The following is a 24411-nucleotide window of genomic DNA, read 5'->3' as shown; positions in this document are numbered from 1 at the left end:
CTCAGTTGTCCACAGTGGATGGTTGAGCGGCCATCTTGTAGCCGATTCCCCTGACGGTCAGGATGATCGACGGTGTGTCGGGGGCCGGTTCGATCTTGCGGCGCAGCCGCCGGATGTGCACGTCGAGCAGACGCGTGTCGCCGAAGTACTCGTGCTCCCACACCCGTCGCAGCAACTGCTCCCTGGTGACCACGGTGTCCGCGTTCGCGGCCAGTTCGGCGAGCAGGCGGAATTCGGTCCTGGTCAGGTGAATCTCGGTGCCGTCGCGGAACAGCGTTTCCTCGTCGGGGCGCAGTTCGAGCCCGGCCACCGCGGTGACCGGGCGCCTCGTCGGCCCGCTTCGGCGCAGCAGTGCCCTGATCCTGGCGGTGAGTTCGGCCGCGACGAGCGGTTTCGTGACGTAGTCGTCGGCACCGGCTTCGAGCCCGGCGATGATGTCGTCGCTGGCTGTCCTCGCGGTGATCACGATGATCGGCAGGGTGCCGTCGGTCCGCAGGCGGCGGCAGACTTCGAGCCCGTCGATCCCCGGCAGCATCAGGTCGAGCAGCACCACGTCCACCGGCGTGTCGGTGAGGACCTCCAGCGCCCGTTCGCCGGAGGGAACCTCGACCACGTCGAAGTCCTCGTCGCGCAAGGCCATCCCGAGAGCCTGGCTGATCAGTTCGTCGTCCTCGACGAGCAGCAGGCGTGTCCGCATCCGAGTCGCTACCCTTCCCCGCCTGGAAGCGGACCGTCGCCGATGACTCGCCGACCAGACTTCCCGGCACACCACCGGGCACCGTATCACTCGTGCATAGTGCAAGAGTTCACCGATACAACAGGTGTCCCGTCGCGCCCTTCACCGACCGGGCCGCCGGTGCCAGGTGGTTCCCGGTCAGGACCAGATGGCGTCGAGCGTGGTGCCCGCCGACGGCTCCCCGCCCGCCTCGGCGAACGCGGCCAGTACTTCGACGAGACCGCCGCGCGCGTTCTCCGGCATCTTCGCGACGATCTTCGCGATCTCCTTGCGCCGCCGCGCGGTGACCTGACGGACCAGGCGAGTGCCCTCGGCGGTCAGGTCGAGCACGATCTCCCGGCGTGACGCGGGATTGTGCCGGCGATGGACCATCCCCACCGCGATGAGCCGGTCCACCATCCTGGTCGCCGTCGACGGGTTCACACCGAGATACTCGGCCAGCATCGCGTGCTTGAGCGGCCCGCGGGTGTGCAGGACGACCAGCAGCCGGAACTGCGGCAGCGACACCACGTCCCCGGACGCGGAAATCGACCGTGCCGACACCGCGACCAGAAGGCGCGACGCGGTCAGCACCGCGTCGGTGACCGCGTCGACATCCGCGGCGGTGCCGACGGTGGAAGTGCGAGGCATACCAGACAGTGTGCCCCATCCGCGGCGCGTGCCGGGAGTCGCGGCGAGTTGACTGTCCGGGCGGGCGTCGGAGACGCGGGTGGTGGGAGCGGGAAGGCTCGCGGTCACCGTTCCGGAACGCAGCCGAGCGCGTCCAGGCCGGTCGTGGTGACGGTGACGCCGACGTCGAGCGGGCCGAGCCGGTGTTCGGTCGCGATCAGGCCGCGGGCCGCCAGCCCGTCGAGGGCCTCGACCGTCCACTGCGGCACCACACCGGCTTCGAGCCCGTCCTGTCCGCGCCAGCGATATCCCGCTGGGCCGCCCCAGGTGCCGCGGTGGAAGAGCACCTCGTTCGCGGCCGTGCGGCGCAGCGCGGTGAGTTCCTGATCGTTCATGTCGCACCTCGTTGTGCTGAACCGACCTCGGCAGGACCCGAGGGTGTTGTCCGCTACCAGGGTCCTCGGCTCCGGCGAACGGAGCATCCGGATTACTACGTAGGTGGCTACGGAGATCGCGGGAACGGGGAGGAGCGGGCATACGTAGCCGGAGCGGTTGCCTGGCCCCGGCGGACTCTTCCGGGTGCCTCGCATCGCGGTACACAGTGGACGGTTCCGGTTCACGCCGGTGCGGCGGAACGTCCGCTGTGGAGGGCCCTTCCCGACGCCGTCACAGGAAGGACCCTCCACGTCATGGCGGTCCGATCAGAACTGGCCGCAGTTCCCGTTTCCGGCCTGTCCTTTGAACGCGCTCTGCAGCCACGCGGTGGCGTCGTTGGGGGCGGTCAGCATGCCGAGCGCGTGCGCGAAGACCGGGGCACCTGCCAGGTCCTTCCACTGGACGTTGGCGCCCTTGCCGCACCAGTCCTTGGCCATCTGCTTACCCGTGGCGACCGGGATCACGTCGTCGAACGGGCTCTGCTCGACCATGGTCGGCATGGCCGGCTTGAGGTTGCCGATCCGGTTCTCCGCGACGATCTTGTCGAACGGGGGCTGGTTCAGGTACTCGGCCACCGGCCGCCCGTCCTTGGTCAGCGTGCTCGTCTGCTTGAACATGAACTGGAAGACCGAGTCGAGCGTGCAGGTCTGCCGTGCCTTCAGGAACAGGTCGGCACCGGCCGGGTTGGCCAGGTCCATCAGCCTGGCCTCGGGGTAGGCCTGGTTGATGCCGATCAGCGCGTAACCAAGGAATCCGACGTACATGCCGCCGTCGAGCGACTTGGCCAGCGCGGCCTTGTCGGCGGGCGGGGCACCGGCGTAGACGCCCTTGACGTCCAGGTCGGGTGCGTAGGTGGCGGCGAGCTCAGCCGCGGACGCTGCCGCGCTGCCGCCCTCCGAGTACCCGGCGATGCCGACCGGGCCGTTCTTGGCCAGGCCGGTGTCGGGCAGCCGCTTGGCCGCGCGGACCGCGTCGAGCACGGTGTGCGCCTCGGACAGCCGCATCACGTACGGGTGCTCGCCACCGCCCTCGACCCACGGTCCGATGTAGTCGGTCTGCGCCACCGCGAACCCGGCGCCCAGCAGCGCGTTGACGAAGTTGCCCTGGAAACCGGAGACGAGGTCACCGCCCTCGCCCGCGAGGGTCTTCGACGGCGCGCACTTCGCGGCCATGCCGAAGGTGAACGGCGCGTAAGCCACGATCGGCCGCTCGCCAGGCCCGTTCCACGGGGTGTTGGGCACGAAAACGGAGCCGCTGACGGCGACCTGCTTGTCCTTGTTGTCCCGGGACAGGTACAGCATCCGGGTCGCCTTGGCGCCGTTGTAGTTCGAGGGTTCGGATTTGAGCACGTCGCCGTTCTCGCCCGCCGGGAGCGGGGAAGGCGGGGTGTAGATCGAGGACGCGTCGGCACTGGCCGACGGGGCGGCCACCGCCATGGTCGCCATCGCGGTGGCCGCGACCATGGCCGCGGTCATGGTGGCGATGAGGCCACGGCGAACTGAGTTGGACATACGGCACTCCACATTGAGTCGTAACGTGAGATCGACGGACCAGGTGCCTGGCTGCGGGTGTTTATCGCAGCGAATGTGGGGATTTTGTCCCGCACCATGTCCACGATGGAATCGAACTGATCTCGCACCGTCAAGAGATAACGACCGACCAGTCGCTAAATTGTCAAGCGGTAACGAACGGGCGGGTCCTGAACTATCAGAATGGCGACCACCACATCCAGGATCGCGGCGTCGAAGCTCCCGTAGCCTTGACGCATGGTGGACCACCCCGCGACCGCGCCGCGACGACGCACTCAGCAGGAGCGTCGCGAAACGACGATCAACCGGCTGATCGACGCGACGATCGACGCCATCGCCGAAATGGGATACGCGAACACTTCGCTCGGGGTGATCTGCGAACGCTCCGGTGTGTCCCGTGGCGGATTGTTCCGGCACTTCGGTTCCCGGCTGGACCTGATGGTCGCCACGGCGGCCGAGGTCGGCAGGCGGCATATCGCCGAGGTCCGCAAGCAGTTCGCCGAACTGTGCGAACCCACGGTCACCGAAGCGATCCGGGCGATGCGCGCCCGCCACCGCGCCAGGGAAAACGCGGTCTGGTTCGAACTCATGGTGGCCGCGCGCACGGACGCGGACCTGCGCACCCGGCTGACCGGCACCTGCCGCCAGTTCTCCGCGCAGATCGTGGAAACTTCGCGGCTGGTACCCGGTGTCGACATCTTTCCCGACGAGGATCTCGACATGCTGGTCATCACGCTGGTGCTCACCTTCGACGGGGAGGCGATCCGCCGCGAGATCGCACCCGATCCGGCCACGGAGGAGCGCAGGCTGGGCCTGATCGCCGAGTTCGCCGAGTTCCTCATCACCCGCCGCCTGAGCACCGCTTAGAGCGGGATGTTCCCGTGCTTCCTGGCGGGCAGGGTTTGCCGCTTGTTCCGCAGGGCGTAGAACGCTTCGCCCACCCGGAGCCGGGTTTCCGCCGGGGTGATCACCGCGTCGACGTATCCGCGTTCCGCCGCGGCGTACACGCTGGCGTGGTGTTCGCGGTACTGCTCGGCAAGTCGCCGTTCCGCCAGCGCGCGTTCGGCATCGTCCACAGTGGAGAGTTCACGCCGGTGGAGCACCCTGATCGCGCCTTCCGCGCCCATGACCGCGATCTCCGCGGTGGGCCAGGCGAGGTTGACGTCGGCACCGAGGTGCTTGGAGCCCATCACGGCGTAGCCGCCGCCGTATGCCTTCCTGGTCACGACGGTCACCTGCGGAACGGTGGCCTCGGCGTAGGCGTAGGCGAGTTTCGCGCCACGGCGGATGATCCCGGCGCGTTCCTGCTCGACACCGGGCAGGTACCCCGGCACGTCGGCGAGGGTCAGCAGCGGAACGTTGAAGGCGTCGCAGAAGCGGACGAACCGCGCCGACTTCTCGGAGGCGTCGATGTCGATCACGCCCGCGTGGTACCGGGGCTGGTTGGCGACGATGCCGACCGAACGGCCCCGCACCCGGCCGAACGCGCAGATCATGTTGGGCGCGAAACCGTTGTGGATCTCGGTGAACTCGCCGTCGTCGACGATCCGCGCGATCACCTCGGTCATGTCGTAGGCCTGCTGCGGCGAATCCGGGACGATGGTGTCGAGTTCGCGGTCGCTCGCGGTTTGCTCGAAGTCGGTCGGATCGTCGAACTCCGGTGGGGTGTCGAGGTTGTTCGAAGGCAGGTAGCCCAGGAGCGTCTGGATCCAGTCGATCGCGTCGGCCTCGTCGATCGCCCGGTGGTGCGCGTTACCGGACACCGCGGTGTTGACCGCCGCGCCACCGAGGTCCTGGGGGCTCACGCGTTCGCCGGTCGTGGCGTGCACGACCTGCGGCCCGGTGACGAACATGTGCGAGGTTTCCTCGACCATCACGGTGAAGTCGGTGATCGCCGGGGTGTACACCGCGCCGCCCGCGCACGGTCCCATGATCAGCGAAAGCTGGGGGATGACCCCGGAGGCGTGTGCGTTGCGGCGGGCGAGTTCGGCGTAGTAGGCGAGGGAGACGACACCCTCCTGGATGCGTGCGCCGCCGGAGTCGTTGATGCCGATGATCGGGCAGCCGATGGTCATCGCCAGGTCCATCACCTTCAGCACCTTCGCCCCGAAGACCTCGCCCATGCTGCCGCCGAACACGCTGAAGTCCTGGGAGAACAAGCAGATCTGGCGGCCGTCCACAGTGGCGTGACCGGTCACCACGCCGTCGCCGTAGGGCCGGTCGGCGTCCAGCCCGAATTCGGCGCAGCGGTGCCTCGCGAGTTGGTCGAGTTCGACGAAGGAGCCGGGGTCGACGAGCAGGTCGATCCGTTCGCGCGCGGTGAGCTTGCCCTTGGCGTGCTGCCGGTCGGCGGCGTGCTTCTCCGCGATCGAGACCGCCTCGTGCCGCCGGGCCGCCAGATCGGCGATCCGGTCGGCGGTGCCGAGCCGGTCGGGTACGTGGTCGTCGAACATGCCGGTCCTCCTTCTCGGCCACGCCCGTCCGTGGGAACGGCGTGCCGGGACTCGTCGGCTTTCCCCCAAGCTCGGAAGTTTCGGCAGGAGGACGCGCGGAAGTCAAGCACGGATGGTGGTTCTCCGGGTGCTTTCATACCCGGCTGACAAGTCCGGGCCGGATTCTCGTAGCCGGGACACAAAGTTCGCCACCGGGAGCGGTCGTCCCTCGGCTGGCGGTTTCCCTGCGTCGCAACGGTTCTCCAGCGGAGTACGTGGCCGCTCGACTGTGCCCGGATGATTAACGCCACGCCCGCACTGTGCGGTGGAATGACAATTTTGGTATTCCGGCTACACCCAGGGCGCCGGAAACCAATTCTTCGTTGACAGTGCCGTTCCGCCTGCTTCATCCTCCTTCCGGGGGTTTTCGAGGGGCAAGTGCCCTTACCGACAAGTGAGCGTGATCATGTCCAGATGTCATCGTGGAGTCCGGAGCGCGACATGGCGCTGAAGCCGCTCGCGGCCCGGGCCGGGTGGCGGCGCCTGCGCCGTGTCCTCGGCTCCCGGTTCGTCACGGCGCTGGCCGAACCACACGGAGTGGATCGGTACCTCGGCCTCATCAGTCCATTGTGGTCGGTCGACGAGGTGCGCGCGGAGGTGGTCGATGTCGTGCACCTGACCGAGCGGAGCGTCACGCTCACCTTGCGCCCCAACGGGAACTGGGCCGGCGCGCGGGCGGGCCAGTACGCGCGGGTCGCGGTCGAGGTCGACGGTGTCCGGCGCACCAGGTGCTTTTCGCTGGCCGGGGCCGAGGGCCGCGCGGACGGCACGATCGAGATCACCGCGAAGGTGAACCCGGCCGGGATGGTGTCGAGCTACCTCAAGACCCACGCACGTCCTGGCCTCGTCGTCGTGCTGTCGCAGGCCGAAGGCGATTTCGTGCTCCCGTCCGAACCGCCGGAGCACGTCGTGCTGATCAGCGGCGGCAGCGGGATCACCCCGGTGATGGCACTGCTGCGCGTACTCGCCGGGCGGGGCTGCGGGATCACCTTCCTGCACTACGACCGCACACCGGAGGACGTCATCTACCGCGAGGAACTCGCGGCGCTGGACCGGGCGAACCCCGCGCTCACCGTGGCGTATTCGTACACCGGCGCGCCCGGCGCGGGGCGGTTCGACGGGCGGTTCCACGGTGCGCACCTGGAGATCGCACCGCGGTACGCCGAGGCGCTGACCTACGTCTGCGGGCCCGCTTCGCTGAGGGACGCGGTCGGCGCGCACTGGGCCGCCGAGGGCATCGCGGACCGGGTGCGGACCGAGCGGTTCACCGTCGCACCGCCGGTGCCCGAGCCCGGATCCGCGACCGGCGAGGTGCGGTTCACCCGCAGTGGCCGCACGATCCGCGACGACGGCCGGACGCTGCTGGAGCAGGCCGAGTCGGCTGGCCTGCGCCCCGAGCACGGCTGCCGGATGGGCGTGTGCCACACCTGCACCACCGTCCAGTCCGCGGGCGCGGTCCGCAACGTCCTGAACGGGGCGGTCAGCGCGGAGCCGGGGCAGCGGGTGCAGGTGTGCGTGACGGTGCCGTGCGGCGACGTCGAGCTGGATCTTTAGCGCGAAACCGGAAGGAGAGGGTCAATGGCGACCCCAACCCGCATCCCCCGGCTCACCGCCGGGGAGCTGGACGAGCTGGGCAGGGAGCTCGACGCGCTGCGCCGCGAACTGGCCGAGGACCTCGGCGAGCGGGACGCGGCCTACATCCGCCGGGTGGTCCGGTCGCAGCAGCGGTTCGAGGTGGTGGGCAGGGCGCTGCTGTGGGCGGGCTGGTTCCCGCCGGCCTGGCTCGCCGGGACCGCGGCGCTGTCGGTCTCGAAGATCTTGGACAACATGGAGATCGGCCACAACGTCATGCACGGCCAGTACGACTGGATGGGCGATCCCGCGCTGAACTCGAAGATGTTCGAGTGGGACACCGTGTGCCCGTCGGAGCAGTGGCGGCACACGCACAACTACGTGCACCACACGTTCACGAACATCCTCGGCAAGGACCGCGACATCGGGTACGGGCTGCTGCGGATGATCGACGCGCAGCGGTGGCGCCCGTACTACCTCGGCAACCCGGTGTACGCGTTCGGGCTCATGCTCGCCTTCGAATGGGGCGTGATGCTGCACGACTTCGAGTTCGACCGCATCCTGTCCGGCCGCCGGAGCTGGGCGGAGACCCGCGGGCTGCGCCGCCGGATGTGGGAGAAGGGCGTCAAGCAGGCGCTGAAGGACTACGTGCTGTTCCCGCTGCTGAGCGGGCCGGGCGCGGTGGCGACGCTGACCGGGAACGCGACCGCGAACCTGGTGCGCAACCTGTGGGCGTTCAGCATCATCTTCTGCGGGCACTTCCCGGACGGCGTAGCGGATTTCACCGAGGAGGAGTGCGAAAACGAGACCCGAGGCCAGTGGTACTACCGGCAGATGCTGGGCTCGGCGAACATCGAGGGCGGCAAGCTTTTCCACCTGCTGACCGGGAACCTGAGCTTCCAGATCGAACACCACCTGTTCCCGGACATCCCGGCGCGGCGGTACCAAGAAATCGCGCCGCGCATCAGGGAAATCTGCACGCGCTACGGCCTCGCGTACAACACCGGGCCGCTGGGCAGGCAGGTCGGGAAGGTCTGGAAGAAGATCTTCCGCCTCGCGCTGCCGCCGTCGCGGAGTGCGTCGCCCCGAGCCAGGGCACTGCCCCGGCCGGTTCCCGAGCCGGTCGAGGCGGCGGCAGGGTGATGCCCGCGCGTACCGCCGTGGCCGGGGAAACCCGTACCACGGCCCTGCTGACGATCGTCGCGCTCGTGGCGTTCGTCGCGACCCTGGACAACACGATCGTGGCGGCGGCCGCGCCGTCGATGGGCCGGGAGCTCGGCCTCGGCCTCACCGCGCTGGAATGGGCCGGTATCGCGTACATGCTGCCGTACGCGGCGCTGATGCTGCCCGCGGGCGCGCTGATCGACCGGCTCGGCAGGCGCCGTGTCCTGCTGGCCGGGTGCGGGTTGTTCACCGCGGGCGCGCTGCTGGGCGGCGCGGCCTGGTCGGCGGAAATCCTGTTCGTGGCAAGGGGAGCGCAGGGGATCGCGGCCGCGTTGGTGGTGCCGGGCACGCTCAGCCTGATCCGGACAGTGCTGCCAGCCCAGCGGCGCCCGCTCGCGGTGGCGGTCTGGACGGCGGCGCTGGCCGCGGCGCTCGCGGCAGGGCCGTGGCTCGGCGGCGCGCTCGCCGAGTACCTGCACTGGAGCTGGATCTTCCTCGGCACGGTGCCGCTCCTCGTCGCGATCGCGGTACTGGTCGCGGGGGCCGTGCCGCCGGAGGAGACCCGGATCGGCACGCGAGGACGGCGTGGCGTGCCGGTCCGGTTGCTGGGCAACCGGGTCTTCGTCGGTGCGAACGCGCTGGTCCTGTTGTGGGGACTGGGAATCAGCGGTATCGCGTTCTTCACCCCGTTGCTGCACCAGGAATTCCTCGGGCTGGGGCCGCAGGCGGCCGGGCTGCCGCTGGCGCTCGTCGCGGTCGCGGTGGTGGGCGCGACCCCGTTCGTCGCACCGGTTTCCCGCGCGCTGGGCACACCCCGCGCGGTGTGCCTCGGCCTGCTCGTGGTGGCCGCGGGCCTGGTGGCGGTCGCGGTGGTCAACGACCAGCACGCGCTCGTGCCCCGGTTCGCCGGGCTGCTCCTGATCGGCGCCGGATCGGCCTTCACCGCGCCGATCACCGCGTACGCGCTCGACGCCGTCGCCGAGGAGGATTCGGGGACCGCGTCGGGACTGCTGATGTCCTCGCGGGAACTCGCCAGCGCACTCGGGGTGGCGCTGATCGGAACCGTGCTTTCCGTGGTCCGCGGCCGGGAAACCGCCGCGGGTGCCGAGCACGGGCCCGCGCTCGCCGCCGGGTACACCGCCGGGCTCGTCGTCGCGGCCGTGCTCCAGGCGGCCGCCGCCGCGCTCGCGCTCGTCGTGCTCCGGGAGCGGCGAGCCCTCGCCATGACAACGTCGTCACAGAAGGGCGAAAACGCATGAACAGCGCTTCGGGCAGCCAAGGCGGAACCGCGCCCGAGAGCGAGCCGCGGTGGCGGAGCTGGCTCGCCGGGCGGCTGAGCGTGCTGCTGGCGCGTCCGGTCACCGAGGACGAATTCGACCGGCCGCTGCACGAGTTCGGGGTGTCCTCCCGCGACGCGACCCTGTTGGCGGCGGAGGCGGGAGAACTGCTCGGCCGCGAGCTGCCGAGCACGCTGGTGTGGACAGCGCCCACCATCGCCGAACTCGCCACCGTGCTCGCGGCGGGGCCCGCGACGGTCGACGCCGGGCGTTCCGGTCTCCGGCAGGACGAGCCGGTCGCGGTCGTCGGCGTCGGCTGCCGTTTCCCCGGTGCGTCCGGTCCGGCGGAGTTCTGGGCACTGCTGACCGGAGGCGAGGAGGCGATCGGCGAGGTCCCGGCCGGACGGTGGGAGCAGTTCTCGCCGGGCGTCGCCGCGCATGAACTGCCGCGGTACGGGGGATTCCTCGACGACATCGCCGGATTCGACGCCGAGTTCTTCGGGATCAGTCCCCGCGAAGCCGAGGTGATGGACCCGCAGCAGCGGTTGCTGCTCGAAGTCACCTGGGAGGCGCTCTCCCATGCGGGCATCCCCGCGGAATCCTTGCGGGGCACCGAATGCGGGGTGTTCACCGGACTGTCCGCGACGGAGTACGGGCAGCTGACGATGACCGATCTCGACCAGGTCGACGTCTGGTCCGGTACCGGTGCCGCGGCGTCGATCACGGCCAACCGCATCTCCTACGCGCTCGGCGTGCACGGCCCCAGCATCGCCGTCGACACCGCCTGTTCGTCCTCTTTGGTCGCCGTGCACCTCGCCCTGCGCGCGCTGGCCGAAGGGGAGGCGTCCGCCGCCATCGTCGGTGGCGTCAACCTCCTGCTTTCCCCCGGTGTCACGGCGAACTTCCAGCGCGCGGGCGCGCTGGCCGGGGACGGGCGGTGCAAGCCGTTCGACGCGGCGGCGGACGGGATCGCGCGCGGTGAGGGCTGCGGTGTCGTGGTGCTCAAGCGGCTCGGCGACGCCCAGCGCGCGGGGGACCGGGTCCTGGCCGTGCTGAAGGGCAGCGCGGTCAACTCCGACGGCAGGTCCAACGGGATCACCGCGCCGAATCCCGTTGCCCAGCAACGGCTTCTGGCCAGGGCTTACGCGAAGGCGGGGGTGGCGCCCCGTTCCGTCGACTACGTCGAGGCGCACGGGACAGGGACCCCGCTCGGCGACCCGATCGAAGCGGGCGCGCTGGCGGCCGTGTTCGGCCCTGCCTCGGGACGGGCGCCGGACCGCCCGCTGCGGATCGGTTCGGTGAAGAGCAACTTCGGGCATCTCGAAGGCGCGGCGGGGATGGCCGGGCTGATCAAGGTCGTGCTGGGGCTTCGGCACGCGCTGATCCCGGCGAGCCGGAACTTCACCACGCCCGGCCCGCACCTCGACCTCGCGGCCGGAGGACTCGGCGTCGTCACGGAAAACACCGAGTGGCCGCGTTACCCCGGCGTGGCGCGAGCCGGGGTGTCGTCGTTCGGGTTCGGGGGCACCAACGCCCACGTCGTGGTGGAGGAGTGGCCGGATTCGGGGCACGGCAAGCGGTCCACGGTCGCGCGCCCGGAGGTCGTGACGCTCGCGGCGCGCTCGGAAACCCGGTTGCGCGCTCGCGCCAACGCACTCGCCGAAGGGCTCGACGACCGGCTCGGCGTCGCCGAGATCGCGGCCGCGCTGGCACACGGCCAGGACAGGGCACCGGTGCGGGCGGCGATCGTCGCCCGCGATACCCGCGAACTGAAGGAACGGTTACGCGGTATCGCGTCGCTGCCGAGGGGATCCGGGGATGCCGCGGCCGCCCCGGTGTTCGTGTTCTCTGGCCACGGTTCGCACTGGCCCGCGATGGGCAGGCGCCTGCTGGCCGAGGAACCCGCGTTCGCCGCCGCGGTGTCCGAACTGGACCCGGTGTTCGCGGAGATCGCCGGAATCGAGCTGTCCGCGCTCCTCGACGGCACCGCGGAGGTGTTGTCGGCACGGCAGCTCGCGCTGTTCGGGACGCAGGTCGCGCTCGCCGGACTGTGGCGGTCCTACGGGGTGCTGCCCGCCGCGGTCGTCGGCCATTCGATGGGCGAGGTCGCGGCGGCCGTGGCCGTCGGCGCGCTGGACGCGCGGCAGGGGCTGCGGGTGATGACGAGCCGCGCGGTGCTGCTGGACGAACTCGACGCCTCGGGAACCGGCGCGATGGCGGTGGTCGACCTCAGCGCGGAAGAACTGCGCGGGCTCGGTGACCGGTTCCCCGGAGTGAGCGTCGCGGTGTACGCCTCGCCGCGCCAGTGCACGGTCAGCGGGCCGCCGGACGAGGTGGCCGCGCTGGCGGAGCAGGTGGGGGAGCGCGGGGGCCTCGCCAGGATCCTGCCGGTCGGCGGCGCGGGGCATTCGGCGGCGGTGGAGCCGTTGCTCGGCCGTTTCGAGGAGTCCTTGGGCGCGTTGGACCCCGGACCGGTCACCACGGCCTGGTACTCCACCGTGCTGGACGACCCGCGGGCGACGCCGGTGTTCGATACCGCGTACTGGGCGGCGAACCTGCGCCGCCCGGTGCGGTTCACGCAGGCGCTCGCCGCGGCCATCGCCGACGGGCACCGCGTGTTCGTCGAGATTTCCCCGCATCCCATCACCAGCGTCGCGGTGGAACAGACCGCGGATTCCGCCGGGGTCACCGGGGTCGCCGTGGTGCCGAGCCTGCGGCGCGACCCGGACGGCGATTCGGACGGCTTCGCCGCCGGGGTGGCCGCGATGCACGTCCTCGGCCATCCCGAGGTGGCGCGGCGCCGGTACCCGGACCGGGTCGTGGTCGAGCTGCCGCCGCCGGTGTGGGAACACCGGCCCTACTGGGCGGCCCCGACCGCCGCCTCCATCCATTCCGGACACCCGTTCCTCGGCGAGCGGGCCGAGGTGCCCGGTAGCGCGCGATGGCTGTGGCACGGTGACGTCGGTACCGCCGCGCATCCGTGGCTCGCGGAACACACCGTGCACGACGTCCCGGTCCTCTCCGCGGCCGGATTCCTCGAACTGCTGCTCACGGCGGCGAAGGAGGTACTACCGCGCAAGGGGAATCCGGAACTCCGCGAGGTCGTGCTGCACCGCGTGCTGCCGCTCGCCGAGCGCACCGCCGTCTGCGTGTCCGCCGCTCGGGCACCGGGAGACGTCGTGCGGCTGTCCGTGTTCGCCCGGCGCGGCGGCGAATGGGTCCTGCACGCGAAGGCGCTGGCCGCGACCACGTTCGCATCACTGTCCAAAGTGGACTTTGACGCGGTGTTCGCCGATATCGTCGCGCCTGGACGTGTCCGGTTCGGACTGGACCCGGTGCTCGGCGACGCTGTCCTGCGGCTGCTGAACTCCACGGCGGGCGACCCTGGCGAGGCGAGCTGGCTGCCGGTGCGGTTCGGCAGGGTCCGCCTCGCGGGCGAGCCCCGGCGCGCCACTCGCGCGGCCGCGGCCCCGGGCCGCGCCAGCCTGCTCGGCCCGGACGGCGTGGTGCTGGTCGACTTCGAGGGCGTGGTACTGGACCGCGTCGACAGGTCCGGCCTGCCCTTCACCCCAGAAAGGCTGGCGTACCAGGCGGAATGGCGTCCCGGTGAGCTGGCGGACGCGGGTTCGGGCCGCGCCCGCGCGTGGGTTCTCGTGCACGACGACGAAACCCCGGCCACCGCGATCGCCGATGAGCTGGCCGAACGCGGACACGAGCCCGTGGTGCTCCCGGTGAGCCGCCGCGGTGATCTCGCGCGGCTGATCGCGGACCGCGACGACGTCGCGGGCGTCGTCCTCCTCACCGGAGGTTCCCCCGTCGACCCGCGCGGCGCCGGGGATCGCGTGCTCGCCGCGGCGGACGTCGTGCGCGAGCTGACCGCGTCCGGTGGTACGCCGCCCCGCCTGTGGCTGGCGACCCGGCGCGCCGCGGTGGTGACCGGCGACGAGCCGGGACGACCGGGCGACGCGGCGGTGCGCGGGCTCGTCAGGGTGCTGGCCTACGAACACCCGGAACTCCGGGCGAGCTGGATCGACGTCGATGCCGACGACGCGCTCGTGCGCGAGCTGATCGCGGACGCGCCCGAGGACGAGAGCGCGTGGCGGGACGGCCACCGCTACACCCGCGTGGTGGCGCGCGCCGCGCTGCCCGCGTCAGCGGATCCGATCCCGGTCGTGCGTGACGGCGCCTACGCGATCACCGGCGGGCTCGGCGGGCTGGGGCTCGTCACGGCGCGCTGGCTCGCCGATCGCTGCGCCACCCGGATCGTCCTGTTAGGACGGAGCAGGCCGTCGCCCGGCGCCGAGAAGGTGATCGAGGAGATCCGGTGGTCCGGTACCGAGGTGGTGGTGCTGTCGGGGGACATCGCGGCGCCAGGGGTCGCGGAGATGCTGGTGGAGCGGGCCGTCGCGGGCGGTATCCCGCTGCGGGGCGTCCTGCACGCCGCCGGTGCGCTCGCCGACGGCGCGGTGCTCGCCATGGAACCCGCGGACCTGGCCACCGCGTGGCGGGCGAAGACCGAGGGCGCGGTGCGGCTGCACGAGGCGTGCGCCGGTTTCGACCTCGACTGGTGGCTGGCGTACTCCTCGGCGGCCGCGCTGTTCGGCTCACCGGGTCAGGCCGCCTACGCCACGGCGAACGCGTGGCTCGACGCGTTCGCCGCGTGGCGCCGCGCGCAGGGCTTGCCGGGGACCACGATCCAGTGGGGTGCCTGGGGCGAGATCGGCGGCGCAGCAGGCCGGGACAACCCGGTCCTCGCGCCGATGCCGCCCGGCGAAGGGCTCGCCGCGCTGTCGGCCGTGCTCGCCTCGGGACGCGGTGAAACGGCGATCACGCGCATGGACGCCGGAACGGTGCTGGACCTGTTCCCTCGGCTCGCCGAACGCCCGTTCTTCGCGGCCCTGTCCGGTCGGAGCCGTGTCACCGAGACCGGATTGGATCTCGGCGCCCTGCGCGCGCTCGCCGCCGAGGATCCGGAACGGGCCAGGACCGCCGTGCGCGACCACCTGCTGTCGCTGGTGGCCGAGATGATGTGGCAGGACGCCGCGCTCCTCGACCCGCACGCTTCGTTGACGGCGCTCGGGCTCGACTCGCTGCTGGCGATGCGCGCCCGCGCGGCGGTCGAACGCGATTTCGGCACCGCGCTGCCGTTGCCGCTCCTGTTGCGGGGCGCCAGCCTGGCCGAGCTGGCCGACCACCTCGTCGGCCGCCTGCTGCCGGACGGCGCGGAACCCCGTGCCGGTACGCGCCGGGGTCCCGGAACGCGGGATCTCGCCGAGCGGTGGATCGCGTTGCGGTGGCGCCAGGTGCTGGGTGAGCGGGCCGACGTCGCCGTGGACGTGCCGTTCAGCGGCGTCGAGGCGGATCCGGCAGCGGCGGATCGGTTGCGGGAGGCGGTTTCCGCGGAGCTGGGCCGCGAGGTCGCGGGCGCGGAGCTGTTCGCCGACCCCACCATCGCCGGGATGGCGAACGTGGTGCGGGCCGAGCTGGAGGGGCACGGCGAGGGGCCGGTGCGGATCCTCGGCGGCGACGGGAGTGGTACGCCGCTCTTCCTGTTCCACGCCGCGGGCAGTCCGACCGCGGTGTACCGGCCGCTGGTGCGGCTGCTGCGGGCGGACGTGACCGCCTACGGCATGGAGCGGATCGACGAGCTGGACAGCGTGGAGGCCAAGGCCGCCCGGTACGCCGAGCTGATCCGCGAGCGGCAGCCCGCGGGCCCGTACCGGCTCGGCGGCTGGTCGTTCGGCGGCCTGCTCGCCTTCGAGACGGCTCGGCGGCTCACCGCCGAAGGGGACGAGGTGGAGCTGCTCTTCCTGATCGACACGATCATCCCGCTGCCCGCGGCGGAGGAGTCCCACGACGAGGTGCTCCGGACGCGGCTGCGCCGGTTCATCGACTACATCGAGCAGACCTACCAGGTCGAGCTCGGGCTGCCGGAGGACGAACTGGCCGGGCTGGCCGAGTCCGAGCGCAACGACCTGGTGCTGCGGCGGCTTCGCGAGCGGGTGGGTGCCATGGGCAAGGCCGTGCTGGAGCACCAGCAAACGTCCTATGTGGACGCCCGGATCGCGGAAAGCTACGCGCCGAGCCCGTATCCGGGGCCGGTGCTGCTCTTCCGCGCCAAGGACCCGCATCCGCTGACCACCACGCTCGACCCCCGCTACCTGCGCACCGACGACGCGCTCGGCTGGGACGAGTACTGCCAGCGCCTGGAGATCGTGCGGGTGCACGGTGACCACATCACGGTCATCGACCCGCCGCACGTCGCGGTGATCGCGGACCGGGTGTCCGCCGCGTTGCCGCCTCGCGAGAACCCTGCGATTCGAGGAGATGAAGACCGATGATCCGGAGCAGGCACCGCACTCCGATTAGAGCACTCGTCGTGGTTCTGCTGGCCAGCGCGCTCCTGCCCGCGGCAGGGGCGAACGCCGCGCCGGTCGCGACGGCCGACGACGGCGCGAAAGTGGTGAAGGAAACCCGGATCGACGATCGCACGCTCGACCTCGAAATCTCCTCACCGGCACTCGGGACCACCGGAATGGTGCGGATCCTGACGCCGCAGGGCTGGTCGAAGGGCGACGGCCGGAGCTGGCCCGTGCTGTACCTGCTGCACGGCTGTTGCGCGGCGGAGGACTACCAGTCGTGGACGAAGTTCACCGACGTCGAACAGTTCACCGCGGACAAGCCGGCGCTCGTGGTGATGCCGACCGGCGGCAAGATCGGGATGTACAGCGACTGGTGGAACTACGGCCTGTTCGGGAGTCCGAGCTGGGAGAAGTTCCACATGACCGAGGTGAAGCAGATCGTCGAACGCGGCTACGGCGCCGGTGACAAGCGGGCGATCGCCGGGCTCTCGATGGGGGCCTACGGCGCCATGGAGTACGCGACCCGCTACCCGGGGACGTTCGGCGCCGTGGCCGCCTACAGCGGCGCGATCGACGTGCAGGCACCGGGAATCCCCGAGGTGACCCAGCTCAACATGATCGCGCAGGGCTTCTTCATCTGGGGCGTGCTGTGGGGCGACCCGTGGTCGCAGCGGCCGCGGTGGGAGGACCACAACCCGGCGACCAAAGTGGACAAGCTGCGCGGGGCCAAGCTCTACATTTCCTGCGGCAACGGGCAGGAGGGCCCGCTGGACGACCCCGGGTCGCCCGCCGTGCAGGTGGGCGCGTTGCTCGAAGGCACCGCGCTGTCCAACACCCAGGGATTCGTCGACAAGCTCAAACAGCAGAACATCCCCGCCACGGTCGACTTCTACGGCGCGGGCACGCATTCCTGGCCCTACTGGCAGTTCACCTTCCACCGGTCGTGGCCCATCCTGGCCAGCGGCATGGGAATCTAGGAGGTTTTTTGAAGGTGGTTTGCGTGGCGGTGCGGGTAGGAGAACCTGACGTGGTCCCTGGCTCCGGGATCGCCGACTCATGACCGCCAGGTCACCACGCTGGCGCTGTCCTCGCCAGGAACCACGTCAGAACCTCCGGCGGTGCAAGTTGATGGCCCACCTCAAGCGGCTCCGCCGCTTTTGAAACACGCTAGGGGAGAACCCGATGACGACGACTTCCGAACCGACCCGGCCCGCGGCGCGGACCACGCACGCGACGCTGTCCGCGGCACTGGCGCACTGGGCCGAAACGCAGGGGGACCGGTGCGCGGTGACCTTTGTGGACTATCGTGAAAACCCGGACGGGACGGCGACTTCGCTGACCTGGAGCGAGCTGAACTCCCGAGTGGACGGTGTTGCGGCGTGGTGCCAGCGGCGGGCGGGGTTCGGCGATCGCGTCGCCGTGCTGATCGACCAGTCCGTCGACTACGTCGTGGCGTTCCTCGGCGCCCTTCGCGCCGGAGTGGTCGCCGTGCCGCTGTTCGAGCCGTCCCCGTTGCCGGGGCACTCCGAACGGCTCGCCGGGGTGCTCGCGGACTGCGCGCCGTCGCTGGTGCTGACCACCCGGCGGCACACCGACTCGGTCGAGGCGTTCCTCGCCGAGCGCGGGCTCGACGGACCGCAGATCATCGCGGTCGACGTCCTGCCGCCGAGGGCCGGTGAGGACTACGAGCACGTCCTCGTGCGCCCTGACGACCTCGCGTACCTCCAGTACACCTCGGGCTCGACCCGCGCACCGGCCGGGGTGATGATCAGCCACGCGAACGTCGTCGCGAACGCCAGCCAAGGCGTTGCCGCCTACGAGTGCGAGCGCGGGGCGACGACTTCGGTGTGCTGGTTGCCGCTGTTCCACGACATGGGCTTGGTCGTCGGCCTGGCGACCCCGATCTACGGCGGGTTCGCCGCGACGCTGATGGATCCGCTCGCGTTCCTCACCCGGCCCCAGCGCTGGCTCGACCAGCTGGCCGCGACACCGGGACCCGCGGTCACCGCCGCGCCCAACTTCGCCTACGGCTACACCGCGGCCCGCACCACCGACGCCGAGAAGGCACGGCTGCGGCTCGGCCACGTCGTTTCGCTCGGTGACGGCAGCGAACCGGTCGTGCCGTCCACATTGGACACTTTCTACGCGAAGTTCGCGGAGTGCGGGCTCGAACCGAGCATGCACCGCCACACCTACGGTCTCGCCGAGGCCGTCGTGATGATCTCCGTCTCGCCGGCCGGATCTCCGCCGAGGCGGCTGAGCTTCGACCGGGTCAGCCTGGCCGCGGGCAAGGCGGTCGTGGGCGAGCAGAGCACCTCGACGACGACGCTGGTGTCCGCGGGGCAGCCGGTCGAGCAGGTGATCCGCATCGCCGACCCGCGGACCGGGACGGCGCTGGCCGACGGCAGGGTCGGGGAGATCTGGGCGAGCGGGCCGAACGTCGGACAGGGCTACTGGGGCCAGCGGGAGGGCTCCGCGGCGGTGTTCTCCGCCGAACTGTCCGATGAGGACGGTCAGGTGGTCGAGCCGTGGCCCGGCCGCGGTGGCTGGCTGCGCACCGGCGATCTCGGCGTGGTCGTCGACGGGCACCTCTACATCACCGGCAGGCTCAAGGACCTCATCATCGTCGACGGGCAGAACCACTACCCGCAGGACGTCGAGCACACCGTCGAACAGGCGCACCCGGCCGTCCGGCGGCATGCCGTCGCGGCGTTCTCGGTGCCGGGCGAGGGCGGCGAACGGGCCGTCGTCGTGGCGGAACGGGCCAAGCAGGTGGCCGCGGGAGACCTCGACCACGCCGAGACGACGGCGATGATCAGGGCGATGGTGTCGCAGCGGCACGGGCTGTCGCTGCGCGACGTGCTGATCATCGGCCCCGGCGAGCTGCCCCGCACCTCCAGCGGCAAGATCCAGCGCTCGGCCTGCCGCACCCGCTACCTGGAACAGAGCTTCTGACATGGCCGTCTCGGTGGCGTCCGAGGTCGTCGGGGAGCGGCAAGGCGTGCCGCCGTTCGCGCGCTGGCCCGTGCTCGCCATCGCGGGCGCCGTCGGCGTGCTCCTGCTGGCGGTGAGCGGGAAGTTCGGGTACTTCGGCGACGAGCTGTACTTCGTCGCGTCGGCGAAGTACCACTTCGCCTGGGGCTATGCCGACAACCCGTGGCTGCTCCCGGCGCTGGCCTGGTTGTCGGACGCGGTGTTCCCCGGATCGGTGGTGGCGCTGCGGGTGCTGCCGATGCTGCTCACCGCGGGCGGAATCGTGCTCGCGGCGCTGATCGCCCGTGAGTTCGGCGGCGGCACCAGGGCCCAGGTGACGACCGCGGCGGCGTACGCGCTTTCCTTCCAGCTGCTGGCCTCCGGGCACGTGCTCGCGACGTCCACAGTGGACCCGTTCTGCTGGGTACTGGTGTGCTGGCTGGTCGCGCGCTGGGTGCGCACCCGCGCGGACCGGTTGCTGCTGCTCGCCGGAATCGTCACCGCGGTGGCGATGCAGGGCAAGTTCCTGATCGCCTTCCTGTGGCTCGGCTTGATCGCCGGTGCGGTGATCGCGGGCCCGCGCGCGCTGCTCCGCCGCCCGGCGCTGTGGGCGGGCGGTGCGCTGACCGTCCTGCTGACCGTGCCGACGCTGCTCTGGCAGGCGCGGCACGGCTGGCCCTACCTGCTGATGAACACCGTGGTCGCCGAGCAGAACGACCGCCTGCTCGGCGGAAGCGTCGCGATGATCCCGTTGGCGGTGCTGATGTCCGGGCTGCTCGTCGGCGCGTTCCTGTGCTGCCACGGGATCTTCGTGCTGCTGCGGGCGCCGGAACTGCGGGAGTACCGGCTCTTCGGCTGGGCGGCCGTACTGGTCGCGCTGCTGCTGCTGGTCACCGCGAGCCGCTACTACTACCTCGCCGGGTTGTACGCGGTCCTGTTCGCGGCCTCCGCCGTCCGCCTGGAACGTCGCCGTCCCGCCCGCTGGTGGCGCTGGGTGCCGACGTGGCCGGTGTACGCGCTTTCCGTGCCGCTGGCGATCTACCTCGCCCTGCCCGTCCGGCCCGCCACCGGGTTCACCGGCGTGCAGCTGGTCGATTTCGTCGGCAGCGGCAGCTACGGCTGGCCGCGGCTCGCGGACACCGTCGCCGACTCCTACCGGAAGCTGCCCCCGGACGACCGCGCGCACACCGTGGTGATGGGGGACAGCTACTGGCAGGCGAGCGCGCTCGCGGTCTACGGTCCCGAGCGGGGGCTGCCCGCCGCGTACGGCCCGGAACGCGGCTACTGGTACGCGGGCGCGCCGCCGGACGACACCCGCGAAGTGCTGTACACCGGCGGGGACCGGGAACTGCTCGACCGGTTCTTCGGACAGGTGCGGCAGGTGAACACCGTGCGCCTCGACATCGACGCGTCCGTGGCCAACCAAGGCGTTCCGGTGTGGCTGTGCGGTGCGCCGCGCGATCCGTGGCCCCTGCTGTGGGACCGCATGCACCGGCCGTAGGCCGAACCCTCAGCGCGGTGGTTCCCTGGCGCGCAGGCGGGCTTTCTGGATCTTGCCCGATCCCGTTCGGGGCAGTGCGTCGCGGATCTCGAGGTGTGCCGGGATTTTGTACTTGGCAGCCGATCGCCCAGAAGGTCCGCGTGGTGGCGGTGGTGGCCTTCGGCAACCCGATCGGTGGCCTGTACCGGCAGACGATCAAGGACAGCAGCCCCTGTCCTACGGGTTCGACGGCAGCGTCGGCATGGCCGCGAAGTTCATCGGCGAGCACTACCGGTAGGCGCTACGCGGATGCCCGAGATCCGGTGCTCCGCGGATGGTTCAGCTCGTGAGTGCTTTCGCGAGTCTGCGGAGCCACGACTCGGCGTCGCCCTCGGTGCCGGGCCGTTCCGCGCGGAAGTTGTCCCAGTCGACGGTGAGCGACAGCACGGATTCCGCGGTGAACTCGTCGGCGAGCCTGCCGAGTTCGGGCCGGATGAGATCGCGGACGAGTTCCAGTGGCGCGGCGGTGTGCTCGGCGAGCAGCACCGCGTCGTAGAGGTCTTTGCCCTGCGGGTAGGCGTCGGTCATCAGCCATTGCAGTTTCCACGCGAGCGAGAGGTTCGGTGTCGCGGCGCGGATCCGGGTACCCAGTGGTGGGATTTCGACGCTGATCGGTGGCTCGGGTAACCGCTCGTTGAAGACGAAATCGAGCTGTACCGCGCCCTGCGGCAGGTTGTCGGCATCGAACGGGAACAGCAGGCGCCTGCCCGGCACCCGGTCGTAGGTCCAGATGTGCTCGGACACCGCTTGGTCGGCGCGCAGGCCGGGGCCGGGGTCGGCGGAGACCGCGGCGACCAGGCCGTCCAGCATAGCTTTTGTTTCCCTGCTGTCCGAGGCGAGACTGAGTGGCGTGACCACGAAGTCGAGGTCGCCTGGCTCGCGCGCGGCGTCGCCGAGCCATGCCCGCAGCACCACGCTGCCGCGTAACACCAGGTGCCCGGTCCATGGTGAGGCGGCCACGACGGCCAGCGTGTGCGCCATCGCGGCGCGGCGCGCGGCGCGCCACCGTTCGCCTTCGGCGGCGTCGCCGAACACCGGCTCGCCGGCCCGGAAGGCGTGGTCGAACTGCTTGAGCGCCGGGTCGAACGCGGCGCGTTGCCGGATGTCCTGCCGCGGTTTCACCGCGAGCGGCCGGTAGGTCGACGGGAACCCTTCGGTACCGGCGGGCGCGGTCCGCAGTCGTTCGTCCAGCGACGAGCCAGAGTCCGCCGCCGGGTCGTGCTCCAGCCAGCCCCGGTCGACGTGCAGCGCGTCGTCGTGGACGACGTACTCCTCCTCGACCTCCAGCACCTCGAACCCGCCATCCCGCAGGGCAGTCAGCAAAGCGTCGAGGCGTGCCAGGGCCGTGGGCCGGCCGACGCCGTGGCAGCGCTGGGTGACGAACCGCTCCTCGTGGGCGTCGTCGCGCTGGCGCCGGGCGTTGCGTGAGGTGTGCGCGGCTTGCTGCTGGGCCGTCGAAGTCAACGACCTCAGGGCACCGTAGTCGCCGGAGGGCAGCAGCACCTTCACGTGATGTTCGAAGTACAGGTCGTCGCGCGCGTCCTCATCGGACGGCGGCACGTCCTCGTTCCACGGTGCCGCCTCGATCTTCACCCGGAGCACCCGCAGTTCGGCCGCCTCCAGACCGGCACGCCACCGCGCGGCCACCTCGTGCAGATCCGCCAGCGTCCCGCTGCCGGCGACGGTCAGCATCGGCTGGGACGGCGTCGCGCCGCGGTGCAGCTGGATATGGCTGAACTTGGCACCGTGCCGCTCGGCGAACGCCGCGAGCTCGTCCACCTCCCATTCGGAGCCGGTCAGGTGCACCTCGAAGTCGCCGGAGAACATGCGACAGATCTTGCCACTCGGGTGCTCTTCCCGGCGCGCGTAACCGGACTCGGTGCCTTCAGCGGTGTCTGGGCTCAGTCCGGGGCGAAGCAGAATACGGTGACATAGGCGGAGTACGACTCGTACGGCGGTGGTGACGTCCGGCTGACGTTGGAGGACGTCATGGTGCATTGGTAGTAGTCGAAACCGCTGATGAGCGCGGAATTCCGGGCGACCTGCAGTCCGGCATTGGTCGCCGACTGCGGATCCCGGCCAGTCCCGTTGCCGCTGAAGGAACCGGTTCGGGAGGGCGTCATCGTGTCCGCGGATGCCGCGGGCGCGGTGCCGCCGAGGACGGCGACGGTGAGGGTGCTCGCCAAGAGTGCGGTGCGGAAAAGTGCCATGGTGCGACGGTATAGCGATCGCCGGGGACCCCTCCCGGTTTCGGCCGATCATCCGTGCGCGCGAAGGAAATCCGCTGCCCCGCAAGGAAAATCGGGCTCGCGCGCCGGATCTCTGGTGACGACCAGAGCCGTCTGTCACCGGTGAATCAGGCGACCCGGTCTCCGGCGGGGCGGGTGAGCAGCGCGGCGAGTTTGTCGGTGGCGGCGGGCAGCAGCCAGTAGTAGACCCAGGTTCCCCGGCGCTCGCAGTCGATCAACCCGGCCTGGCGCAACAGTTTCAGGTGGTGCGAGATCGTCGGCTGGGACAGCTCGAACTCCGGGGTCAGCTCGCACACGCAGACTTCGCCGTCTCCTTGGGCGGCGATCATCGACAGCAGCCGCAACCGCACTGGATCGGCCAGTGCCTTGAACACCGGCGCCAGTTCCGCGGCATCGTGCTCGCTCAACGGCGCGTCCAGCAGGCCGGGGCAGCACACCGCGGCCCGCTCGACCGGACGATCCTGATTCGACATGCGTCTATGTTGACAAACTTCGATCCAGGATTCAAGACTGTATCGACACACATCGATACAGCCGGGTCTGGGGATCCGGGTTCGGCGTGATCACAAAGGACCGTCCACATGAGTCACCAGCAAGCAAACCTGCGCGAAACTGTTCGGGAGCGCTACGCCGCCGCCGCGAAATCGGTCACTTCCGGTGGTGTCGCGGAGGACTGCTGCGGCCCGGCGCCGGTCGAGGTCGATGCCACCTTCGGCGCCACCCTCTACGCGGAAGCGGACCGGGACGGGCTGCCCGCCGAGGCCGTTGCCGCGTCGCTGGGCTGCGGCAACCCGACCGCGGTCGCCGAGCTGCGCGAGGGCGAACGGGTCCTCGACCTCGGTTCCGGTGGCGGCATCGACGTGCTGCTCTCGGCCCGCCGGGTCGGCCCGACCGGCAAGGCCTACGGCCTGGACATGACCGAGGAAATGCTCGCACTCGCCCTGGCGAACGCAGCCAAAACTAGTGCGGCCAACGTGGAATTCCTCAAGGGCACCATCGAAGCCATCCCCTTACCGGCCAACACGATCGACGTGGTGATCTCCAACTGCGTCATCAACCTCTCCGTCGACAAGCCCGCCGTCTTCGCCGAAACCTTCCGCGTCCTGACCCCCGGCGGCCGCATCGGGATCTCCGACGTCCTCGCCGACGACCACCTCACCCCAGCCCAGCGCGCCGACCGAGGCTCCTACGTCGGCTGCATCGCCGGTGCGCTCTCGTTCACCGAATACCGCGAACAACTTCACGCCGCGGGCTTCACCGGAATCGACATCACGCCCACGCACCAGGTCGCCGACGGCATGCACTCCGCCATCGTGCGCGCCACCAAACCCGAAACCGCAGGGCGTCAGGTGGTTGACCTGAGCAAACCCGCGACCCCATAATGAAAATGATTGTCGTTAACTGATCGAGGGGATCACCGTGCCGGTCGCTGCCTCATCCGTCTCCACGCGTTCGATACCGCGGGACGGCGGG

The 24411-nt window shown here is 70.6% G+C and carries 17 protein-coding genes; 9 read left to right on the top strand and 8 right to left on the bottom strand.

From position 1 onward, the window contains the following. Position 1 precedes the first annotated feature (1 nt). The 4 genes from HUW46_RS06490 to HUW46_RS06475 all read right to left on the bottom strand — a co-directional run bounded on the left by HUW46_RS06490 (position 2) and on the right by HUW46_RS06475 (position 3291). Positions 2-697 carry a response regulator transcription factor gene (locus tag HUW46_RS06490; RefSeq protein ID WP_215546412.1) on the bottom strand — a complete coding sequence of 232 codons (696 nt, stop codon included), beginning with the start codon at positions 695-697 and terminating at the stop codon, positions 2-4. Positions 698-874: 177 nt separating this feature from the next. Continuing rightward, entirely contained in the window at positions 875-1366 is a 492-nt protein-coding gene (locus tag HUW46_RS06485; RefSeq protein WP_215546411.1) for a MarR family winged helix-turn-helix transcriptional regulator, read from the bottom strand. Between the two features lie 104 nt (positions 1367-1470). Continuing rightward, the gene (locus HUW46_RS06480; RefSeq protein WP_215546410.1) at positions 1471-1740 is read right to left on the bottom strand and encodes a hypothetical protein; all 270 of its coding nucleotides are present in this window, start codon (positions 1738-1740) and stop codon (positions 1471-1473) included. Between the two features lie 306 nt (positions 1741-2046). Next, a complete protein-coding gene (locus HUW46_RS06475; RefSeq protein ID WP_215546409.1) occupies positions 2047-3291 on the bottom strand; it encodes a lipase family protein in 1245 nt (414 codons plus the stop codon). Positions 3292-3546: 255 nt separating this feature from the next. Here HUW46_RS06475 and HUW46_RS06470 point away from each other — a divergent pair, with 255 nt between their 5' ends. Continuing rightward, positions 3547-4176, top strand: a complete 630-nt coding sequence (locus HUW46_RS06470; RefSeq protein WP_215546408.1) for a TetR/AcrR family transcriptional regulator — start codon at positions 3547-3549, stop codon at positions 4174-4176. On the opposite strand, the gene HUW46_RS06465 is transcribed toward HUW46_RS06470, so the two are convergent. Continuing rightward, on the bottom strand, positions 4173-5762 hold the full coding sequence (locus tag HUW46_RS06465; RefSeq protein WP_215546407.1) for an acyl-CoA carboxylase subunit beta: 1590 nt from the start codon (positions 5760-5762) through the stop codon (positions 4173-4175). The two genes, HUW46_RS06470 and HUW46_RS06465, sit on opposite strands and share 4 nt — an antisense overlap. Positions 5763-6215: 453 nt before the next feature. Between HUW46_RS06465 and HUW46_RS06460 the strand changes: the two genes are divergently transcribed. From HUW46_RS06460 to HUW46_RS06430, 7 genes are all read left to right on the top strand, one after another. Further along, the gene (locus tag HUW46_RS06460) at positions 6216-7355 is read left to right on the top strand and encodes a ferredoxin reductase (protein ID WP_254125871.1); all 1140 of its coding nucleotides are present in this window, start codon (positions 6216-6218) and stop codon (positions 7353-7355) included. Between the two features lie 24 nt (positions 7356-7379). Continuing rightward, complete coding sequence (locus tag HUW46_RS06455) at positions 7380-8516, top strand: fatty acid desaturase family protein (RefSeq protein WP_215546406.1); 1137 nt, start codon at positions 7380-7382, stop codon at positions 8514-8516. Then, entirely contained in the window at positions 8516-9796 is a 1281-nt protein-coding gene (locus HUW46_RS06450) for an MFS transporter (RefSeq protein ID WP_215546405.1), read from the top strand. Before HUW46_RS06455 ends, HUW46_RS06450 begins: the two co-directional genes overlap by 1 nt. Further along, positions 9793-16155 (top strand): type I polyketide synthase, encoded by a 6363-nt coding sequence (locus tag HUW46_RS06445; RefSeq protein WP_215546404.1) that lies wholly within the window; start codon positions 9793-9795, stop codon positions 16153-16155. Before HUW46_RS06450 ends, HUW46_RS06445 begins: the two co-directional genes overlap by 4 nt. Continuing rightward, positions 16152-17153 (top strand): alpha/beta hydrolase, encoded by a 1002-nt coding sequence (locus HUW46_RS06440; RefSeq protein WP_215546403.1) that lies wholly within the window; start codon positions 16152-16154, stop codon positions 17151-17153. Before HUW46_RS06445 ends, HUW46_RS06440 begins: the two co-directional genes overlap by 4 nt. 205 nt (positions 17154-17358) lie before the next feature. Further along, entirely contained in the window at positions 17359-19131 is a 1773-nt protein-coding gene (locus tag HUW46_RS06435; RefSeq protein WP_215546402.1) for a fatty acyl-AMP ligase, read from the top strand. Position 19132: 1 nt separating this feature from the next. Further along, positions 19133-20650 carry an ArnT family glycosyltransferase gene (locus HUW46_RS06430; RefSeq protein ID WP_215546401.1) on the top strand — a complete coding sequence of 506 codons (1518 nt, stop codon included), beginning with the start codon at positions 19133-19135 and terminating at the stop codon, positions 20648-20650. Positions 20651-20968: 318 nt separating this feature from the next. Here HUW46_RS06430 and HUW46_RS06425 read toward each other — a convergent pair whose 3' ends face one another. From HUW46_RS06425 to HUW46_RS06415, 3 genes are all read right to left on the bottom strand, one after another. Further along, on the bottom strand, positions 20969-22516 hold the full coding sequence (locus HUW46_RS06425; protein WP_215546400.1) for a nucleotidyl transferase AbiEii/AbiGii toxin family protein: 1548 nt from the start codon (positions 22514-22516) through the stop codon (positions 20969-20971). 74 nt (positions 22517-22590) lie between these two features. Beyond that, complete coding sequence (locus HUW46_RS06420) at positions 22591-22899, bottom strand: hypothetical protein (protein WP_215546399.1); 309 nt, start codon at positions 22897-22899, stop codon at positions 22591-22593. Between the two features lie 146 nt (positions 22900-23045). Then, the gene (locus HUW46_RS06415) at positions 23046-23411 is read right to left on the bottom strand and encodes an ArsR/SmtB family transcription factor (RefSeq protein WP_215546398.1); all 366 of its coding nucleotides are present in this window, start codon (positions 23409-23411) and stop codon (positions 23046-23048) included. A 108-nt stretch (positions 23412-23519) separates the two neighbouring features. Here HUW46_RS06415 and arsM point away from each other — a divergent pair, with 108 nt between their 5' ends. Continuing rightward, entirely contained in the window at positions 23520-24320 is an 801-nt protein-coding gene (arsM, locus tag HUW46_RS06410; protein ID WP_215546397.1) for an arsenite methyltransferase, read from the top strand. The last annotated feature ends 91 nt before the right edge of the window (positions 24321-24411 follow it).

Source organism: Amycolatopsis sp. CA-230715 (assembly GCF_018736145.1).
Lineage (GTDB): Bacteria > Actinomycetota > Actinomycetes > Mycobacteriales > Pseudonocardiaceae > Amycolatopsis.
This window is presented reverse-complemented; position numbering and strand designations above follow the sequence as displayed.

Coding starts and splice junctions, on each gene's coding strand:
- HUW46_RS06490 (WP_215546412.1), bottom strand. CDS start 697: ATGCGGACACGCCTGCTGCTCGTCGAGGACGACGAACTGATCAGCCAG.
- HUW46_RS06485 (WP_215546411.1), bottom strand. CDS start 1,366: ATGCCTCGCACTTCCACCGTCGGCACCGCCGCGGATGTCGACGCGGTC.
- HUW46_RS06480 (WP_215546410.1), bottom strand. CDS start 1,740: ATGAACGATCAGGAACTCACCGCGCTGCGCCGCACGGCCGCGAACGAG.
- HUW46_RS06475 (WP_215546409.1), bottom strand. CDS start 3,291: ATGTCCAACTCAGTTCGCCGTGGCCTCATCGCCACCATGACCGCGGCC.
- HUW46_RS06470 (WP_215546408.1), top strand. CDS start 3,547: ATGGTGGACCACCCCGCGACCGCGCCGCGACGACGCACTCAGCAGGAG.
- HUW46_RS06465 (WP_215546407.1), bottom strand. CDS start 5,762: ATGTTCGACGACCACGTACCCGACCGGCTCGGCACCGCCGACCGGATC.
- HUW46_RS06460 (WP_254125871.1), top strand. CDS start 6,216: ATGTCATCGTGGAGTCCGGAGCGCGACATGGCGCTGAAGCCGCTCGCG.
- HUW46_RS06455 (WP_215546406.1), top strand. CDS start 7,380: ATGGCGACCCCAACCCGCATCCCCCGGCTCACCGCCGGGGAGCTGGAC.
- HUW46_RS06450 (WP_215546405.1), top strand. CDS start 8,516: ATGCCCGCGCGTACCGCCGTGGCCGGGGAAACCCGTACCACGGCCCTG.
- HUW46_RS06445 (WP_215546404.1), top strand. CDS start 9,793: ATGAACAGCGCTTCGGGCAGCCAAGGCGGAACCGCGCCCGAGAGCGAG.
- HUW46_RS06440 (WP_215546403.1), top strand. CDS start 16,152: ATGATCCGGAGCAGGCACCGCACTCCGATTAGAGCACTCGTCGTGGTT.
- HUW46_RS06435 (WP_215546402.1), top strand. CDS start 17,359: ATGACGACGACTTCCGAACCGACCCGGCCCGCGGCGCGGACCACGCAC.
- HUW46_RS06430 (WP_215546401.1), top strand. CDS start 19,133: ATGGCCGTCTCGGTGGCGTCCGAGGTCGTCGGGGAGCGGCAAGGCGTG.
- HUW46_RS06425 (WP_215546400.1), bottom strand. CDS start 22,516: ATGTTCTCCGGCGACTTCGAGGTGCACCTGACCGGCTCCGAATGGGAG.
- HUW46_RS06420 (WP_215546399.1), bottom strand. CDS start 22,899: ATGGCACTTTTCCGCACCGCACTCTTGGCGAGCACCCTCACCGTCGCC.
- HUW46_RS06415 (WP_215546398.1), bottom strand. CDS start 23,411: ATGTCGAATCAGGATCGTCCGGTCGAGCGGGCCGCGGTGTGCTGCCCC.
- arsM (WP_215546397.1), top strand. CDS start 23,520: ATGAGTCACCAGCAAGCAAACCTGCGCGAAACTGTTCGGGAGCGCTAC.